The sequence below is a fragment of the Priestia sp. FSL W8-0524 genome (assembly GCF_038005965.1).
Taxonomy (GTDB): Bacteria; Bacillota; Bacilli; order Bacillales; family Bacillaceae_H; genus Priestia; species Priestia zanthoxyli.
Map to the genome: position 1 here is coordinate 2,660,358 of NZ_JBBOUG010000001.1, position 17,791 is coordinate 2,678,148.

Below are 17,791 nucleotides of genomic sequence, written 5' to 3' on the forward strand. Positions count from 1 at the left end.
ATCTATTTCACATCTAAATCCTTTGTTATCACATAGTATTCACTTTTGGCTGTAACCCAATTTTTCACATTGTCTCTATAGGCTACAAAATTGTTCGGGTGAACAATCGAAGAATGCAGCGTTTCCTTTTCTGCTATTTCTCCCGCTTGTCTTGCTAACTTATTGCGCTGTTTTTGATCAACGGTTTTATTAAGCTCATCAATAATGGAAGCTAATGCTGGTTCATGAAAATGTCCAACATTAAATGCCCCTCCCTCCGTATAAAGAGCATTAAAGAAATATCCTGCATCTCCTCGCGGCGCGGTTACTAGGCTGTATGTAACGATTCCCCAATCATCTTTTGTTGTCATATACTCATCCATATTTTCCACTTGTTGAATGTCTATTTTCACACCAATCTTTTTGGCTTCTGACTGAAGCATTTGTGACATTAAAGGCAGTTCTGGACGATAAGGGTATGTAACAAGCTTAAAAGAAAGTTGTTTTCCATTTTTTATTGCTTTTCCATCCTCGAGTATATAACCGGCTTTTTCTAAATGTTTTTGAGCCTCACTTGGTCCGTAGGTTTTCGTTTTTTGATCGTTCGAAAAATCCAAACTATCTAAAAATGGACCTGCTGCTGGTGAACCTTGACCTGCGAGCGCTGTGTTGACAACATCCGTGGGATTTAATAATACATCAAACGCTTTTCTCACATTTTTATCTTTAAACGCTTCTTGCCTTGAATTATAGAAAAGCATTTGATTTCTGAGGCTCGGCTGTATATCTACTACAATAGATGAATCTTGTTTTAAAGTATTTAAGCTTTCAATTGCCGGACGATATACAATATCAGCTTCACCTGATTGTAAAGCAGACGTGCGTGCATTTTCATCATCATTAAATGTTAACACAACTTCATCCAATTTTGGTTCCCCGTCCCAGTATTCTTTATATTTTTTTACTTTCATTTCACTATCCGGTTTAAACGAAGCTACTTTAAATGGTCCCGTTCCCACTGGTTTACTTTTTATATCTGAAGTATCTACATCAATAATTGCCGTGTTTGGATGAACAAGTTCAGAAGGCAGCGTAGCAAGCGGCTCTGTTGTTGTAATGGTCAAGATTTGGCCACTGGCTTTCATTTCTTTAATTTTAAGTGCACTTTTCATTGCTTCACTTTCTTTTATCGTTCTTTCTAACGAATGTTTCACGGCTTCAGCATTCAAATCCTTGCCATTTTGAAACGTAATTCCGTCTCTAATCTCAAATATCCAGGTCGTCCCATTATCTTCTGTTTTCCATTTCTTTGCGAGCCACGGTTCAATCTGTAATTGCTCATTCACTTTGACTAGCGTCTCAGCAATTCCCGCTCTTACAGTTGTATAATTTAGCTGCGGATCGAGCGTGTCGCTTGGAAAATTTGATACAAAAGTAAGTGATTTCTTTCCACTCTTTTGTTCGGTACTCGCGGAGTTATCCGAACATGCAGCCAGCAGACCTATCGTAACAAGCATTGAGCATAGCAGACTTATCTTTTTTCTCATATAAACCCTTCCTTTATTAAAAACTAACCTTCTTTTATGTACTGCCTCTAAATATAATCCTCCTTTAAATCGTAACGATTATTATTATCATAAAAAGTTTAATTTGTTTACCTTACTTTGTCAACAAAGGTTTTTAAAGGATACAGGTGCTCTAGCACCTGCTTTCACTCGTTGTGATGATTGAATTTATTGATAACGTATACAAATGAGCATAAAAAAACAAAGCCTTCTCGAGGCTTTGTTTATACAGCATGTTTTTTTCTTTTATATTTCCACATCATATATCGATAACGAATCGTGCAGCCTATACAATATCCCATCAGCGCTACACCCGCAGCAAGAATCACCATTATACTAAATACATAGCCAACAAACGTATAACTAAGTAAAAATGAAATGAAAGCAATCCCAATGCATATCGTTGCAATCCATTGATTAAAAAGCTGCTGATCACGGTCTTCCATCTGATACGAAGAAATAGGTTTCTTGAGAAGCTTTTTACCTGCCATAATTACAGGATTACGCTTTGTTACAAGTGTGACTACTCCAACGAGAAAAGGCAAAAGTAAAAGCCACTTTGCCGCAAGTAAAGCGAGCAAAACCGTTATAACGATAAAGAGTTGATTAAGCTGAACTAATGGTTTGGGAATGCTCATGGAACTCCTCCTTCTTAAAACCTATTATACAAATTGGTTTACTAATTTAAAAGAAAAAGCACTCCAAATGAGCGATAAGACTCATATAAAAAAGTTACATAATTTCACTAACGTACTTTAAAATCAGTATCGTAAATAAAATCAAGACAACGTATCGTAAAGAACGGATTCGACGTTGAAGAAGACGTTTTACATGCCTTTTATTACGCATATGGGTTCTTCCTTTCGTATATTGAATTGTCTTTAGACACACTTATATCATACTTTTTCGGAAAACACCAACGTCAGAAAAAATTGCCAAGAACCACAGCTTTATGCGCTTAAAAAGCCTTTTCCAATTACGTCTCGTACATCGTGTACAATCACAAATGCTTCATCATCAATTTTTTTAATTAACTTTTTAAGTTTAAGAAGCTCTTGTTTATTAATGACAACGTACAAAATTTCTTTTGATTCTTTTGTATAGTTCCCTCGACCGTTTAGAATCGTTACCCCGCGATCAAGCTGTTCATTGATTTGGTCCGCTACCTCGTTTTTGTTGCTTGAAATAACGGTAACGGCCTTTTTGGCATCAAATCCTTCAATAACGAAGTCAATTACTTTTGTTGTAATGTAAAGCATGACGATCGTAAATAGTAACTTTTCGATTCCAATAATAAAATAAGAAGCCAATACCACTAGTAAATCAACAATTAAAAGTGCATGACTGACTTTCCAGTTTAAAAACTTATTTAGAATTCGAGCAATAATGGCTGACCCTGCTGTTGTTCCACCAACTCGCAAAATCATCCCAATTCCAACGCCTAGCAGTACACCGGCAAAAACCATGCCAATGAGCTCTTCGTGAAGATGAAGACCCCAGCCTTCAGTTACGTGAAGAAAAATAGATGTAGTGATAATCGTAATCATTGTATAGACGATAGTTTTTTTCTCTAAAAATTTATACCCTACGATAAGCAAGATACCGTTTAGAATAAAGTTAGTGACGCCTGTTGAAAGATGCGTTGTATAATATAAAATAATGGATATACCCGTAACGCCGCCTTCACCCAGTCCTATTGGAATGACGAACATGTTAACTGCAAGTGAAAATACAAACGAACCTATTAATAAAAAGATGACATCTTTTACTATTTTACTCATCGATTAAACCCTCCTCGGCATAAAAATTCACATAAAAAAGCCCCTTCTCCAAAAGAGAAGAGACGCTTATGTTTAGTTTTTATATTACGTATTCTTAAATTGCCATGTATGACTATAATATGTTCCCATACGTTTGTCAAACGGAAAGTTTATGCATTATGTGTAACCAAGGCTATGAGTCATTTATCTTTTATGTATACTAGGAGTGTTTTAATTTATTTAAGCAAAGACGGATGCAGGAATTAGTCGACTCAATTAATTCTTTATCGCCTTTTTTCAATCGAATTTCTAACGCGCGTTGAAAATAGTGATGTGCTCTGGAAACAACCCGCTGATCAAGTAAACATTTTCCATAATGCTGATAGACAAAGTCTTCATATATGTGAAGGTCTTCATCTGCTTTTAATTGTTCGATGAGTAGCTGAAACGTTTCATTCGCCTTATCCCACTGTTCTTGCCAGTGATATGTATGTCCAAGTCGGATTGTATTCAAAAATTCACCTATTGTATCAGCATGTCGGTCATATAGATAAATGGCCAGCTGCAAGTGTCTTTCACTGCTCGTTAATTCTCCAAGTATGCGCTCATATACACCAATATGTCCATATGTTTTAGCAGCGGCACACTCATCCTCTTCTTCAAGAGCTCGTTTCTTTAAATAGATGATTCCCTGCTTCATTTGGTTTGGGTTAACCGGAACTTCTCGAAGCTTTTCATTAAATCGATAACTCATATTAAACGGAAGATCTCTGATGTTCATGCACGCTCCTTTCATGTGGCACATCAGCAAACATACTTTCATGACCGCTTGCTTATGGTCCATTGGATGTAGGATTCTTTCCATTTTGATACGTTTACGCGATTTACAGGAAAGCTCAGCAAAAGTGCTGAGCTGTTGGTTCTTATTATTTTACTTATATATCCATTTTATCACAAAAAATACTACCGTAAAGATGATCAGGCAGTCTTCATATAAAAAAATGGTTTTTTATCAATAAAAATGGTTTTATGCTCTTGAAAGCCTATACGCTGATACAATTTTTTGGCTTCTATGTTATTGTATTCAACGTTTAACGATAAAAACATCTTACGCTTTTTGGCTTCTTGCTTGGCTACATTTAAAAGAGCCGTTCCTATCCCTTTTCCGCGGTAATCTTCGTCTACACATAGAGAATCAATATAATAATCTCCATGTTCAGTTTCTATATCAATTTCCCACGCTGGATTATTAAGTTTCGCACGCACAAAACGCTTAACTGGTTCATAAAGCGTTTGTAACATACTTCCTTCGTAGCAAAGCATAAGTCCAACTACCTTCTCATCGACTTCTGCGACTGTAATATGATGATAGCTATAGCGATTCTTCTCAGACAGAATAAACGCTTTAAGTCTTAAAAGCGCTTCTTCATTCGTTGTAGCCGCCGTATGAGAGCGTGCAATACTCCCAAGCATGTCATAAAGTAATTCCGTTACAGCAGAAGCATCTTCTTTTCTTGCTTTCCTTATTTTCACGATTTTCAAACTCCCTTTATTCTCTTCGCTTGCGTTATTTGTAGCAAAACTTCTTACCTATCTACTTTAACACGAAAAAGAAAAGAAAGAAAAAATTAACTCCTAATCTTCCTTTCATTGTATAATTAATGTATATTTTCAAATGAATGGATGATGACTATGAAAAAACGCTGTCAGCAGAAAGATAATACGATGAGCGGGAGAGAACTTATAGCGGAGGTTCTTTTACAAGTGCCTCAGCTGCTCATATGGCCCCTGCGTCTTCTTATACGAATTGGCCGCTCTTTGTTGGATGGTATTTAACAAATTAGGTAGAATCTAAACCATTAAGGCCGCTCTAGGTCTGCCTTAAACATCAGAATATATACAAAGAAAAGACAGAACTATTATGTACAGATAGTGGTGATTACTAACATATGTTCACGTTCTTCATAACTTACAGAAGCACCCTCTTCTGTAATGCCTTCGTTGAACTCATAATTTTCATCATACATCCCGTTCGAAAGCACTTAACTTCTGCTCCTAAATGTCTCCACATTACCAGGGTGCTTTCCAAGCGGTAAGCTCACGCCGCAGCTCATTCAATAACGTTGTCTGCAGGTTCCCAGCTATTTGATTTTTTCGTTGTACTAGTCCTATGGGATAGCTTAGCTGCATATCATTTACTTTTCTTAGTACGGTTCCTTCTAAATTAGACTTATCCGAAATTACAGGGACAATAGCAAGTCCAAGTCCTTGCACAACGGCTTTTTTTAACATCTCAGTACTGCCAATTGCAATAGTAGAGTAAAGATTTTTTCCTTGCTTCATAAGATATGTCTCTAAGATATGCCGACAAGCACTATTTTGACCTGGAAAAAGCAGCCTCTCTCTTGTCAAATCACTAAAATTAATGATCTCCTTATCGGCTAAAGGATGATATTGGGGCACAAGAAGTCCAAGTGTCTCTTCAAACCACTGTGTAAATACTAGATTTTCTTCAGCAGACGGAATAGAACAAACGGCAAAATCCAACTCTCCTTTTGCTACACGATGCCCCAGATTATTCGTATTTCCAACCTCTAATTCAAACTTAACGTGATGCCTGTCTTTTAGAAAAGGCACTATAACAGATGGCAACATTAGACTCGTTGTTGGTTCAATTGCTCCCATCCTTATCATTCCAGCCTCTCCTTTGTCATACGAAGTAAGCTTTTGTCGTATAGATTCCGCACTAAATAATAACGGTGTTATTTCTTCAAGAAGAACCCGCCCAGCCTCTGTTAAAGCGATTTTTTTTCCTCTTTCAAAAAGCTTTACTCCAAGATCTTCCTCAAGCTTTTTAATTTGCATCGTTACAGTCGACTGAGCATAATTCTGCTCTTGTGCAGCCTGTTGGAAACTTCCATTCGTAGCGATTAGTTTAAACGTTTTTAATGATTTTAAATCCATTTCTTACACGCTCTTTTCACTTCAATATTATTGAATTGTTAAATCAAATAATTCATTTTTACAAATGTATCATAGTTATGTATGATAAATCTAGGCTGTTTGATATCCGTACTAGTTGGTATTTATCTAAAAGGAGGAATGATTAATGAAATCAAATAAATTTTTAATAGGTATTTTAATGTGTTTAACTGCCGTTGTCTCTTGGGGAGGGATGTTCCCTCTCATGGGAAGTGCACTTAAAATAATGGATCCCTTCTATTTTACGTTATTTAGATATGTTTCTGCTTCTATTGTATTAGTACTATTGCTGCTCCTCATAGAAGGTCTCAGAGGGTTCTCTACGGATGGGAATTTATTAAAAATATGGTTTTTAGGCACGATGGGCTTTGCAGGATTTAGCTTTTTTGTATTTTTAGGACAGAGATTGGCTGGCTCATCAGGAGCTGTTATTGCCGCTGTTATAATGGCTGTTCAACCTCTGCTTGGAGTTATTGTGAACTTTATAACAACGAGAGCTGTCCCTAAGCTATTGACTATTTTGTTTATGTTAACAGGGTTGGCAGGAGTAGTAATGGTTATTTCAAAAGGTGATGTAAGTACGTTCGTGGAAAAAGATGCAAACATCTCTGCTTACCTATTTATCCTTTTAGGTGCTTTATGTTTTGTTATTTATACAATAGGAGGAAGTTCCTTTTCAAAATGGTCACCATTGAGATATAGTACACTAACCTCTCTTTATGGAACTATTTCTATCATTATTATTGTATCTATCGGTACGTTATTAGGCTGGTTAAAAACTCCATCTGTTTCCGCAGTGAAGGATGTATCAGGAGCACTGTTTTATACAGCATTTATTGCAGGAGTATTAGCCTTTTTTGTTTGGAATATCGGGAATCGACTGATTACTCCTGTAAATGGTATTCTATTTATGAACATGGTTCCTGTAACTACTTTTATTATCTCCGTTATTCAAGGTTATCACTTGTCTACATTTGAATTAGCTGGTGCACTCATTACTGTAGGAAGTTTGATTGGCAATAATTTATATACTCGTAAAATTAACAAGAAAGAAGCTGTACATTTTACAGAAAGCACAGCGAAATGACTATTTTCTAGTTCAATAAAATAAAAGAGGCTGAGACATTACGAGATGAACCCAATCTAAAAACGCACCACTCATCAAACATGTTGATGAGTGGTGCGTTTTTCACTTCGTCTAAAATACTTTTGTCTCAGCATCTTTTTTGCATTGATCCTGTCATAAGCCTTATTTACCTCATACAAAAGACAACAATCTCGATCTTTACTGAACTCGAAAAAACAAACTCAGCAATTACTGAATTTCTTTGTTAGTTCTTTGCTTTTGTGTATCCTGCTTCTTGTGCATCTTTTTCAGTACAGAACCAAATGACGTTGTTCATTGTTTGATTGTAGTGTGCCCCTGTTGGCACGTGATAAATTTTAGAGTTTTGATTTCCTTTTATTTTACCTTCGCAGCTTGTGGCAGATTGAGTATCTTTTCGATTAGAAGAGGACTGATTTTTTACAGCATCCGTATTATATCCTTTTTCTTGGGCATAGTTTTCAATACTCCAGATGCCTTTTTCGCTTTTTCGAGCCTGCTCCTGTATTTTCTTAAATTCGTCTACGTACTTTGTGTTAGGAGGAAATACCGCTACGCGGGCTAGCCCTTTTGCTAGCAGCTCTTCATTATACAGCTCATTGTCTATCCATACATACGCAAGCAAGCGTCCATATTGATCACGTTCCTGCACATCAAATTCAAGAGTGATTTCCTGCCCTTCTAGCCTTTTTTTCGTGTAAGCAGATGCTTCTGGACCAAAGAGCTGTACGCCTAGTTTGGGATGCTTTGTTTCAGGGGTATCGACAAGAAGTAGTCGCACTCGATCCGTCTTTCCGTTCAGCATTTTCACTTTAAGCGTATCGCCATCCACCACTCTTTCTACCGTCGCTGCCTCACCTACTACATCTTCACGACTTGCTTTAGAAGGACTATGATCGTCTTCTTGATCTGATGAACTTTCTACTTGAACTGCTTGTTTTGTATCCGTAGAAGATGTGGTTGAATGACTTGCCTGCTCATCGCTGCATCCAGTAAGAAGCAGCATAAACGTCGCGAGCATCGCGTAAATAATTGCTTTTATTTCTTTCAAAACCCGGGTCCTCCTTTAACACGTTCCCTATCTACTATATAAAAGTAAACTGTTTTTATAAATAGTGTAAATCACCTAAAAACAAAAACTCGTGAAAATACCTTTCACGAGTTTTTTCGTGCACCTGTTATAAAAATTGGTTACCTGTTTTAAAATCATTATTTAAATGGCATCTATTTTATTTTTATCTCACGAACACATTTTTCGTTTTCGTGTATCCAGATTTTTAATCATGAGGATATTTTACACTACAAATACATTTATCGTCTACCGGCTTATAAGAATAAGGAATAGCCGCACAAATAGAATAAGTATGAATATTTCAATATAATAACTAGCTAACATGATTGCTATTTTTTGTAACATAAATAAGAGCCCTCATTAACAATAGCTAATAGGGCTCTTCAAACCTTTGTTATTACGATCGAATTTTTTGTTTGCGCATCCACTGGGTAGCGACCCACTTTTCTCCTTTTATAACAGGAGCTCCCCCGTGGAGAGTACGGTCATTAAGTTCAGCATCACTATAAAAATACTCAAAGTACACGGCCATTCCTTTTGTCGGAGATATGGAAAGACCCAGCTTAGGAAAATAAGTTTCTCCTCCTTCTTCCACATCGTTCAAGTACATAACCAATGTACTAATACGGTTATTTTTAGATGCTTTACTTGCAGAAGTGAAATAATCGTGATGCGCTTTATATTCTTGATCAGGCAAGTATTTTAAAATTTGAAGACCTTCAGCATATTCAATAGATGGTCCCATTATTTTAGAAAGTCTTCTTTCGATTTGATGTATAAGCTCGTTTTCACTTTCTTCAAAAAACATGCCGCTACTCGTTCGAATACTGTTTACTTCACGTTCAGCTCCAATTTTTGATCGCTGCATTTTATCTTTGGATAGCTGTATAAGTTCGTCACATTCTTCGGTACTTAGGACATTTCCTAAAACTAGAACAAGAGGCTCTTCAAATCGAGCAACAATATTAATCTCTCTGTCTTCTAATTTAATTTTATTCCCTGAATGGCTAAAAATCGTTTGTTCTTTCGTTAGTAAAGATGTATTAGTTGTAATCATCTTTTATCGGCTCCTCAAAATAGCTATTTTCCAATTCTTCACTCCATTATATGTAAACGCTTACTAATAAGAATTATATCATGTATACGAAGTAAATTCTGCTAGCAAAGGAAATAAATAAAAAGAAGCCCGTTATATAACGGAGCTCCTTCATTTTTTCTTATAGATTTCACTTATATTTTAAACACTTTATAAAGCAGCCTAAAAAAATTCTTTTAATCTAAAGCATACGTGCCAAAGGCCGCCTAAAATCATCGGTACGCAAGTTCTTTTTTACTTAAATTCAGCGTTTGTGCTGTAGAAGCATGAATTTCGTTAAAAAGCGCTGGATTTTTTACCAGTGACAAGCCGTAAGAAGGAATCATTTCTTTTATTTTTGGTTCCCAGTTCTTCATATGCTGCGGGAAACATTTTTCTAGCACTTCAAGCATAACATGAACGGCAGTCGAAGCGCCTGGCGAGGCCCCGAGCAATGCAGCAACGGAACCATCCGCTGAACTCACAACTTCTGTACCGAATTGAAGAGTTCCTTTACCTCCGGCTTCCGTATCTTTGATTACCTGTACACGCTGACCCGCTACGACGATATCCCAGTCTTCGCTTTTTGCGTTTGGAATAAATTCGCGAAGTTCTTCCATACGCTTTTCATTTGACAATAGCACCTGTTGAATCAAGTATTTCGTTAAGCCCATCTCTTTGACGCCTGCTGCTAACATCGTTAAGATATTATTCGGTTTTACAGAATTGATTAAATCCAAATTTGAACCCGTTTTTAAGAACTTTGGTGAAAATCCGGCAAAAGGTCCAAACAGCAGTGTTTTGTTGCGGTCGATATAGCGTGTATCAAGATGTGGAACCGACATCGGCGGAGCGCCAACCTTTGCTTTTCCGTACACTTTCCCGTGATGCTGCGCTACAACTTCGGGATTATTGCATACCATAAATAATCCGCTTACCGGGAACCCTCCAATATGTTTGGACTCAGGAATACCCGTTTTTTGGAGTAAAGACAGACTTCCGCCTCCTCCTCCGATAAAAACAAAGTTCGCCGTGTGATATTCCTGTTTGCCGCTACGAATATCATGTACTTTTACTTCCCACGAGCCGTCTGCGGTACGTGTCAGATTTTCAACGCTGTGGTTATAGTTTATTTCTACGCTTTTACTTTTTAAATGTGTAAACAACATACGAGTTAAAGCTCCAAAGTTCACGTCCGTTCCTGAGTCAATTTTGGTTGCCGCAATTGCTTCAGTCGATGTACGGCCTTTCATAACAAGCGGCATCCATTCTTTTAACTTTTCAGGACGATCCGAATACTCCATCCCTTGAAACAACGGATTATTTGATAGCGCTTCAAAACGTTTTTTCAAAAAGGATACGTTCTTTTCTCCTTGTACGAAACTCATATGAGGGATTGGCATAATAAACTCTTGCGGAGGATGAATTAAATTACTGCTTACAAGATACGACCAAAATTGCCTTGAAAGCTGAAACTGTTCATTAATTCGCACTGCTTTCGTAATATCTATAGATCCGTCAGCTTGTTCAGATGTATAGTTCAACTCGCACAGGGCAGCATGCCCAGTCCCTGCATTATTCCATTCATTGGAGCTTTCTTCTCCTGCATCTGCGAGTTTCTCAAATACTTTGATTTCCCATTCCGGCACTAACTCTTTTAGTAAAGATCCCAGCGTTGCGCTCATCACTCCGGCCCCAATTAAGATAACGTCTGTTTTTTTATATACATTGCTCATCACAATCTTCCTTATCTTTTATATTTTAAAAAAGCACCTTTTAGCAACACGCCTGTTCTACCTGACTCTCTATAAATTAAGTATGTCTGACAAGTTGTCTGTCTTACATAATGGGAGTTTTTATACATACCCTTTCATCTTGTCCTTTTTTAACATGCTCAATATCACTTCAGCGGTTTCTTCAACTGCTTTACCTGAGACATTAACAATAGGACAACCAATGCGCTTCATAATTTTCTCAGCATAGTCCAGCTCTTCAAGGATTCGATCTACATTGGCATAATTGGCTTGAGACGCTAAACCTAAATTTTTTAATCGTTCTTTTCGGATTTCATTGAGCTTATCCGGTGTAATAACTAAACCAATACATTTATTTTTTGGAATAGTAAAAAGTTCATCAGGAGGCGTCACTTCTGGAACTAACGGTATATTCGCTACTTTAAGACTTTTATGAGCTAAATACATAGAAAGTGGCGTCTTAGATGTTCTCGAAACACCAATCAACACTAGATCAGCTCGCTTGATGCCTCTGAAGTCTTGTCCATCATCATATTTAACAGCGAATTCAACTGCTTCTACTCTTCGAAAATAGTTATCGTCTAATTTTCTTGTTAATCTCGGTTGAAGATTAGGTTCTTTATTAAAGGTTTGGCTAAAGGCACTCATAAGAGGAGTCATCAAATCAATGGCTACAATTCCTTCTTCTTGTGCCGTTTGGTCAAGATACTGTTTTAAAGGTGGGATGACGATGGTATACGCAATGATGGCTTCGTTACACCTTGCTTCGGCAATGATATTATCAATATTTTCCTCATTTTCTACGTAAGAAGTATTTTGAATTTCAATATCTTCTCCACTAAATTGAGTTAAAACTGCTTTTACCATCAGCTCAGCCGTTTCACCTACTGAGTCGGAAACTATATAGACAATTTTTCTTTTATTCACATTAAATCTTCCTATTCTTTGATTTTGATAGTTTAATAACGCTAATATTTTTATTTAGCAGCTTACAAGATACACAATTTAATAGTAATGAATAGATAAATATGCTGGTCACTGTGATTATAAACACTTTAACAAAACAATTAAATTAAGAATTTATGTCATACTAATTATGAAATAAAGATAAATATGTTATACTATTTTCATTAAATGTTATATTAGCATTAAATATACGGAGATACAATCCCTTTTCTGCGCATTTTATAAAAAGTTTGAAGAAAGAAAAAGTTTAGATTTTAAAATGTTTTATGCTTTGGCATGGTGGCACTCATCAGGGCTGAGAGGTGTTTTGCAGGGATAGGTACGAGGATAGTTATATAATTATGTTGTTTATAAATAAAAATAATGAACGGTTTACTTTTCACCTTATGTATACTAAAAACATCGCCTAAAAGACGATGTTTTGAAGAGCTGGTTATAATGCATTGTCGTGAAATAGATTCATTTTTATAAAACGGGATTACTTCTAGTAGCTTTTTGTAATAAAAATTTAGAAAGATAATGAGATACGCCGTTTTCGTCACAGTTAAATTCCGTTATGTCATCGACAATTTCTTTAATATGATCCGGCGCGTTTTTCATAGCTACAGCGTAGCTGGCAAACTGAAACATTGGTAAATCATTGTTGCTGTCGCCAATTGCTAGAATGTCTTGCTCGGGCAAATTAAAATGTTTTAGCATTTGCTGAATTCCCGTTGCTTTATTTACGTTTGCCACCATCACTTCGACATTGTGTTTAGATGAAGTAGAAGTTGTAAAGTCTGTTTCTTGCTTGAGTTTTTCAAGCTCTTCTTTCCATTTATCGATATGCTCGTGCGTTCTTGCAAAGAAATAGAACTTTGAAAATTCACTTCCTTCTACGGAATCTTTCCAGTCAATTTCTTCTTTAATTGCTTGTTTACGAGAAAGCCATTCGTTAATTTCCACACTGTCTGGCTTTGGCTCTTTAATTTCATTTTCAACATACGGCTGATCTTGTTTTAACGTCACGCGAGGTGTGCCATACGGGAAAAGCTCGTAGTATACCTTGTTCGCTCTTGCTTTTTCAATAATAGTTTCCACCAATTGAAGTGAAAGCGAATGCTGAAAGACTGATTCTTTTCCTACGTATCCTGCCATACCATTTGATGTGATAAATCCATCTACTTGAAAGCCTTCAGGAACTAACTCTTCTATTTCATCAAACGCTCTTCCCGTAGCAATAAAAACAAAAATTCCCTGTTTTCGTAATTCGTCAATGGTTTCTTTTGTTTGAATACTTACTTTGTTGGAGCGATTTAATATCGTACCGTCCATATCTAAAAAAATTGCTTTAGGTTTTAACAACATATTTATTCCCCCTATTTGTAAAAAGATTGTACTTGGCAAGTATAAACTTTTCCATTTTCAAACTCAATGAATGTACTTTGCTTTTCTCTTTTATAAAGCTACTATAATACTCTCCTTACATCTAAAATTGTACAAGCGCTATAAAGAAAGAATTTTATATTTGCAATAAGCCTTTATATACTAATAGCTGGTTAGGCTAATTTGATATAAAACAGCATTCACAAAAACGAATTTTCCTTTTAGCCTTTAGAGTATCGTTCAAAAAAGATATAATAAGAGTGTTACAGATTAAATACATACAGAGGAGGTCAACATGAACGAACCATCCAATTTTTCTCCTTACCTTATTAAACAAATCAGCGATGCGATCGATGACAATATCAAAGCAAAGTGCATAGACTTTTTATATGATTCTCATTCGTTTTTTTCGAATGAAAAAGATTTTATAGAAGACTACATTTTAAATATATTGCAAGATACGTTTGTTTTAGAGAATAAATTAATAAATCCTAAGGAAATACGAAACCCAGCCTACAAAAGAAGACAATCAAATAAGAAAAACTGGCTGCAAACATTAAAAAAAGATATTAAAGCAGAAAAGCCTAATCCTATTTTTGAAGACATTGAATTAGCCAAAAAAGTGATGGATAAAAAAGTGGATACCGAACACTTAAAAAAGCTGTTTGGCGTGGAAAAACCTGAAGATATTTTAAAGATAAAGTTAAAAGAAGTAGAGGCATGGGCTAAAAGCAAAAAAACAAACATTACCGATTTTCCTTATTTAGATTCAAAAATGAATTATCAAATAGAGAAAGCATTTCACACGGACTTTACTTTTTTAATTGCGGAAATCATCTTAGAAAAATACAATGGAAATTTAAGCAACTGGATTGATAAACGATTAAATTCGTGGGTAGAGGCGCCTATCTTCTCAAACGAAAGTCATTCTCTTAAAACCAATATGGAAGTTAAAACAAACTCCCAAGAAGTCGTTTTATATAATGACTATAAAGTTGATGAAGAATATTTCATTCGCACCATTATCCCTGTGAATGATAATCAAACGGTTCTTTCCAAACGAAATATGGTTTTAGACCCAAAAGATTCCCAAATTATCCAGTTTGCTCTTTCACAGCGCGACGAGATGTTTTATAAAGAAAAAACGGTGACTCTTGATTTAGCGGATATCGTGAAAGAAATTTATAATTCAAAAGGTGTAAAAAACTATGAAGCCGTTGAAGCCCGCATTATGAAAATTGCCAGATATCACGTAGAAGGTGTAGCAAAGAAGAAAAATTCCAGAGATACAAAATTTGCGATCAACTTCTTTCAAAAGGCTGTTATTGAAACCGATGAAGTAACGGGCAGACGATATGCAACGATTGTATTTAGCGATGATACGCATCAAGGCTTTTTAAATCAGCAGTTTGTACAAATTTACAGTGATGTTATTAAAAAGTTTAAAGATAACTCGCTGTCTTCTTTACTGCTTTATGCATTTCAAAAAGAGCGTTTAGACTGTTATTTACAAGAAAAGTCTTACACTCATTTTTACCCGTATCAATATTTTGCTTCAAAAGTTCGTTTTCGTTCAAAGAAAATTGATGTAAACCTAAAATTAATTAATGAATCTCTAGCAGAATTTGTTAGCAATCAAGTACTGATCCAAAGTTATCAGCAAAAACTTCAAGGATTTGAAATCTCTTTTATTCCTCTTCAAAATTATGAAATTCAAGACTATTTTGGAGGAGAACATAGAGAAACATTGGAAGGGTAAATCATTCCCTTCCTTTTTTATTTGACATTTTGCCATTTTCGTCTTTTTGATACAAAATCTCCCTCTATTTTCATTTCATAGTTTGGAAGTTTTGTCATTTTTAACGTACTACACAAAAGCTTTTGCCGTTTTTGACGTACTCCTCCGCTACTTTTGCCGTTTTCTGCGTACTAATTACTGTCTTTTGCTGTTTTTGACGTACTACTTTGCTTCTTTTGCTGTTTTTGACGTACTAAATTCATTTTATTTACTCGTCATCACTTATTAATTGTTAATTATTCTCTTTTTTTCGTAAAACAATCCTACCTTTTGCCGTTTTTCACGTACTCCTTCACTACTTTTGCCGTTTTCTGCGTACTAAACATTGCTTTTCCCTTTGTTATGTCTTTTTCAAACCCTATTTTTTATTTTTTTCGCAGCATATATAAAGCTTTTGCCATTTTTGACGTACCAAACGATAACTTTTGCTGTTTTTAGCGTACTACTAGGTCGTTTTTGACGTTTTTCACGTACTAAAAATAGCTTTTGCCATTTTTGACGTACTATTGAAATTCATTGTGTTATTTACAGCGATCAGAGAAGTGATTTTTTTCCCTTTTTTTAGGTGAATCGAGATCACTTTTGCTGTTTTTGGCGTACCACTCTTCACTTTTGCTATTTTCGGCGTACTATATTGAGCCTTTTGCCGTTTTTTACGTACTAAAACGCATAAAGTTTTTTTTGATTTTTACTGATCGTAACAAACACTGTTCTACCGGCGCTTGCTTGCTTTTGCCGTTTTTGTCGTACTAAAAAACCTATACGCTGAATCCCTTGCTATGACAGCATTCTTTGAGCCTTTTGCCGTTTTTCGCGTACTACTCGTTCGTTTGCGATTCTGTTTCTTATTGATATAATTTTCACAAGGTATTCTTTGTTATTTTACCCTAATAAATTATTGTTGATATGAAATAGATTGGAGGGATTCTCATGATAAAAAAAGAATTTGCGAAAATTGGAAAACAAATTATTCGCCAATTGTCTAGCACCGTAGAAAAATATAAAGATATTGAAGATCACATGGACCTAGACGCTCATGGGAACCCTACAATCAAAACAGTGGCAGAACATCACCGTTTATCTAAATCTCAAATTTCACAATTAATTTTTTATCACTTCCTTCACGTTGATGAAAGAGGTATTATTTGTGATGTTTCTGAAAAAGAGATTGCAGCCGCTTTGAATTGTACAGTTCGAACAGTTCGCAACAACAATGTAGTATTAGCAGAAACAGAATTAATTTCCTATTCTCGCAGCGGCAAAGGAATCAATATTTGTATTGTTCCCTACCCCCAATATTTTGAAGAACACGGCTTTGGGTTTATGGAATTAGAATACACTCGCTTTGAAGAACTTATTCTAATTGAAAACGTAAATGCCCTTCGCTTAGAGCTGCGCAAAGAATTGGTTTATGACAACGATACGATTAAGCGTCAGTTTAATCCTGGAGAAAACACTTCAAAAATTAGCTTTAATGACTATAAAATTTTTACGCCGAAATATACTCACTACAAGGGTATGATGCAAAAAATAGCTGAAACGCAGGCGAGCGCATTTAAAACCGTTGTCCAAGGATCTACTATTTTCTTTGTTTTAAAAGACGGAGCTAAAAATGGCAAGATGTCAAAACAAGAAAAGAGAGATCAATACGATGCGGCGATTCGACGTACTATTGAAGAGACTTTTGTAAAATTATCTGGACACAGCACAGATTCTACAGGAATTGTTATGTCTTCATTCCAAAACGAAGACATCGCTGATTTGGTTCAGCTTTCTTTTGAATATGGTATTGAACGAGTGAAGTCTGCCCTTTATACATTGATTGAACAGGCCTTCTTCAGCCATGATGCTCAAGTCGTTGAAAATTACGGTGGGAAAATCCGTACGCTCATTCGAAAAGAGCTTTCAAAAAATCTTCAAGATCAAGTCCCTGCCGAACTTACAGCTTCATAAGGGGCTTCTTTGGCATGCCTTTTTTTTATTTTCTATCCCTTCTCCTCTCTTTTTGATACAAATAGTACAAACAAACACCCATTTTTTCAGCTCTCAAATTTCATTATCCTATCTATATAAACGTAATGAGTTTAAATAAATGATATTTCTTGTGTATAACGATGGAATATTACTAAAAAAACACCTTCATACTTATCCACAAAAGAAAGAAAACATATTCAATGACTGTTATATCATCCTCTTTATTAATAAAAACATCCCTTTTATTTTTTTATTAACGATAATTTCCAGGTTATTTACTCTTTAACATAACTACTTTTATCCACAGTGGAAATAATTCATACTTTTAACAGCAATCTTCATACTATTGATTTTAAAATCCATCTATTGTAGAAGAAAAAACATAGTAAATAAAAT

At 35.7% G+C, this 17,791-nt stretch carries 16 protein-coding genes; 4 read left to right on the forward strand and 12 right to left on the reverse strand.

Annotated elements, in window-relative coordinates:
• Positions 1–2 precede the first annotated feature (2 nt).
• The 5 genes from nikA to NST66_RS13575 form a co-directional block, all read right to left on the reverse strand.
• Positions 3–1,526 (reverse strand): nickel ABC transporter substrate-binding protein, encoded by a 1,524-nt coding sequence (nikA, locus tag NST66_RS13555; RefSeq protein ID WP_340843423.1) that lies wholly within the window; start codon positions 1,524–1,526, stop codon positions 3–5.
• A 242-nt stretch (positions 1,527–1,768) separates the two neighbouring features.
• The gene (locus NST66_RS13560; protein WP_098113165.1) at positions 1,769–2,182 is read right to left on the reverse strand and encodes a DUF4395 domain-containing protein; all 414 of its coding nucleotides are present in this window, start codon (positions 2,180–2,182) and stop codon (positions 1,769–1,771) included.
• A gap of 312 nt (positions 2,183–2,494) precedes the next feature.
• Positions 2,495–3,325, reverse strand: coding sequence for a YitT family protein (locus NST66_RS13565; RefSeq protein ID WP_098113166.1), 831 nt, complete (start codon positions 3,323–3,325; stop codon positions 2,495–2,497).
• 199 nt (positions 3,326–3,524) lie between these two features.
• Positions 3,525–4,085, reverse strand: a complete 561-nt coding sequence (locus NST66_RS13570; protein ID WP_098113167.1) for a hypothetical protein — start codon at positions 4,083–4,085, stop codon at positions 3,525–3,527.
• A 197-nt stretch (positions 4,086–4,282) separates the two neighbouring features.
• Positions 4,283–4,837: a GNAT family N-acetyltransferase gene (locus NST66_RS13575; RefSeq protein WP_047750646.1), complete on the reverse strand. Its 555-nt coding sequence runs from the start codon at positions 4,835–4,837 to the stop codon at positions 4,283–4,285.
• 159 nt (positions 4,838–4,996) lie between these two features.
• On the opposite strand from NST66_RS13575, the gene NST66_RS13580 reads away from it, so the two are divergent.
• Positions 4,997–5,140: a hypothetical protein gene (locus NST66_RS13580; RefSeq protein ID WP_155017337.1), complete on the forward strand. Its 144-nt coding sequence runs from the start codon at positions 4,997–4,999 to the stop codon at positions 5,138–5,140.
• A gap of 83 nt (positions 5,141–5,223) precedes the next feature.
• Here NST66_RS13580 and NST66_RS13585 read toward each other — a convergent pair whose 3' ends face one another.
• Both NST66_RS13585 and NST66_RS13590 read right to left on the reverse strand, forming a co-directional pair.
• Positions 5,224–5,346 (reverse strand): hypothetical protein, encoded by a 123-nt coding sequence (locus NST66_RS13585; protein WP_255219794.1) that lies wholly within the window; start codon positions 5,344–5,346, stop codon positions 5,224–5,226.
• A 28-nt stretch (positions 5,347–5,374) separates the two neighbouring features.
• Positions 5,375–6,268 (reverse strand): LysR family transcriptional regulator, encoded by an 894-nt coding sequence (locus tag NST66_RS13590; protein ID WP_098625779.1) that lies wholly within the window; start codon positions 6,266–6,268, stop codon positions 5,375–5,377.
• A 145-nt stretch (positions 6,269–6,413) separates the two neighbouring features.
• Between NST66_RS13590 and NST66_RS13595 the strand changes: the two genes are divergently transcribed.
• The gene (locus tag NST66_RS13595) at positions 6,414–7,373 is read left to right on the forward strand and encodes a DMT family transporter (RefSeq protein WP_098625781.1); all 960 of its coding nucleotides are present in this window, start codon (positions 6,414–6,416) and stop codon (positions 7,371–7,373) included.
• 244 nt (positions 7,374–7,617) lie between these two features.
• On the opposite strand, the gene NST66_RS13600 is transcribed toward NST66_RS13595, so the two are convergent.
• The 5 genes from NST66_RS13600 to NST66_RS13620 form a co-directional block, all read right to left on the reverse strand.
• Positions 7,618–8,442 carry a thermonuclease family protein gene (locus NST66_RS13600; protein ID WP_340843424.1) on the reverse strand — a complete coding sequence of 275 codons (825 nt, stop codon included), beginning with the start codon at positions 8,440–8,442 and terminating at the stop codon, positions 7,618–7,620.
• A 418-nt stretch (positions 8,443–8,860) separates the two neighbouring features.
• A complete protein-coding gene (locus NST66_RS13605; RefSeq protein WP_340843425.1) occupies positions 8,861–9,520 on the reverse strand; it encodes a 2OG-Fe(II) oxygenase in 660 nt (219 codons plus the stop codon).
• A gap of 251 nt (positions 9,521–9,771) precedes the next feature.
• On the reverse strand, positions 9,772–11,274 hold the full coding sequence (locus NST66_RS13610) for a malate:quinone oxidoreductase (RefSeq protein WP_154990429.1): 1,503 nt from the start codon (positions 11,272–11,274) through the stop codon (positions 9,772–9,774).
• A 120-nt stretch (positions 11,275–11,394) separates the two neighbouring features.
• Positions 11,395–12,219, reverse strand: a complete 825-nt coding sequence (locus tag NST66_RS13615; protein WP_042992073.1) for a pyruvate, water dikinase regulatory protein — start codon at positions 12,217–12,219, stop codon at positions 11,395–11,397.
• 504 nt (positions 12,220–12,723) lie between these two features.
• Positions 12,724–13,605 carry an HAD family hydrolase gene (locus NST66_RS13620; RefSeq protein WP_033579374.1) on the reverse strand — a complete coding sequence of 294 codons (882 nt, stop codon included), beginning with the start codon at positions 13,603–13,605 and terminating at the stop codon, positions 12,724–12,726.
• Between the two features lie 313 nt (positions 13,606–13,918).
• Here NST66_RS13620 and NST66_RS13625 point away from each other — a divergent pair, with 313 nt between their 5' ends.
• Together NST66_RS13625 and NST66_RS13630 are read left to right on the forward strand one after the other, a co-directional pair.
• On the forward strand, positions 13,919–15,382 hold the full coding sequence (locus NST66_RS13625; RefSeq protein ID WP_013083667.1) for a hypothetical protein: 1,464 nt from the start codon (positions 13,919–13,921) through the stop codon (positions 15,380–15,382).
• Between the two features lie 969 nt (positions 15,383–16,351).
• Positions 16,352–17,374: a hypothetical protein gene (locus tag NST66_RS13630; protein ID WP_033579375.1), complete on the forward strand. Its 1,023-nt coding sequence runs from the start codon at positions 16,352–16,354 to the stop codon at positions 17,372–17,374.
• Positions 17,375–17,791 lie beyond the last annotated feature (417 nt).

Excerpts from the sequence above, each read along its gene's own strand:
- NST66_RS13580 (WP_155017337.1), top strand. The coding sequence starts at position 4,997 with ATGAAAAAACGCTGTCAGCAGAAAGATAATACGATGAGCGGGAGAGAA.
- NST66_RS13625 (WP_013083667.1), top strand. The coding sequence starts at position 13,919 with ATGAACGAACCATCCAATTTTTCTCCTTACCTTATTAAACAAATCAGC.
- NST66_RS13605 (WP_340843425.1), bottom strand. The coding sequence starts at position 9,520 with ATGATTACAACTAATACATCTTTACTAACGAAAGAACAAACGATTTTT.
- NST66_RS13610 (WP_154990429.1), bottom strand. The coding sequence starts at position 11,274 with ATGAGCAATGTATATAAAAAAACAGACGTTATCTTAATTGGGGCCGGA.
- NST66_RS13565 (WP_098113166.1), bottom strand. The coding sequence starts at position 3,325 with ATGAGTAAAATAGTAAAAGATGTCATCTTTTTATTAATAGGTTCGTTT.
- NST66_RS13570 (WP_098113167.1), bottom strand. The coding sequence starts at position 4,085 with ATGAACATCAGAGATCTTCCGTTTAATATGAGTTATCGATTTAATGAA.
- NST66_RS13620 (WP_033579374.1), bottom strand. The coding sequence starts at position 13,605 with ATGTTGTTAAAACCTAAAGCAATTTTTTTAGATATGGACGGTACGATA.
- NST66_RS13590 (WP_098625779.1), bottom strand. The coding sequence starts at position 6,268 with ATGGATTTAAAATCATTAAAAACGTTTAAACTAATCGCTACGAATGGA.
- NST66_RS13630 (WP_033579375.1), top strand. The coding sequence starts at position 16,352 with ATGATAAAAAAAGAATTTGCGAAAATTGGAAAACAAATTATTCGCCAA.
- NST66_RS13595 (WP_098625781.1), top strand. The coding sequence starts at position 6,414 with ATGAAATCAAATAAATTTTTAATAGGTATTTTAATGTGTTTAACTGCC.
- nikA (WP_340843423.1), bottom strand. The coding sequence starts at position 1,526 with ATGAGAAAAAAGATAAGTCTGCTATGCTCAATGCTTGTTACGATAGGT.
- NST66_RS13560 (WP_098113165.1), bottom strand. The coding sequence starts at position 2,182 with ATGAGCATTCCCAAACCATTAGTTCAGCTTAATCAACTCTTTATCGTT.